The sequence below is a fragment of the Mycobacterium arosiense ATCC BAA-1401 = DSM 45069 genome, assembly GCF_002086125.1.
In the GTDB taxonomy this organism is placed as follows: domain Bacteria; phylum Actinomycetota; class Actinomycetes; order Mycobacteriales; family Mycobacteriaceae; genus Mycobacterium; species Mycobacterium arosiense.
Map to the genome: position 1 here is coordinate 1 of NZ_MVHG01000295.1, position 306 is coordinate 306.

The 306-nt window shown below is 59.2% G+C and carries 1 protein-coding gene; it reads left to right on the forward strand.

Translation table 11 applies throughout. The annotated features are described in order from the left end of the window. Nucleotides 1-128 precede the first annotated feature (128 nt). The coding region (locus BST14_RS31965; RefSeq protein WP_142279574.1) for a transposase at nt 129-306 on the forward strand (178 nt) is incomplete at its 3' end.

Here is a 306-nt window from a genome sequence, read left to right on the forward strand (position 1 = left end):
AGACAAGCCACACCCCACCCGGAGGTTCTCCTCACATCAAGCCAACACGCCTGCTACCAACGTCTGGTCCGAGTACAACTAGGGCGTGTCTGGCAAAGATTTTGGATGTTGTGCCCGAGGCTTGAGTCATGTCGCGGTTTCAGTTGCTCCCCGATGCTCAGTGGTCGTTGATTGAAGATTTGCTTCCGACTCGGACAGGCAAGCGGGGCAGGCCCTTTCAGGATGCCCGCTCGATGGTCGAGGGCATTATTTATCGGTACCGGTGTGGGATCGCCTGGCGAGACGTGCCCGGGGCGTTCGGGCCGT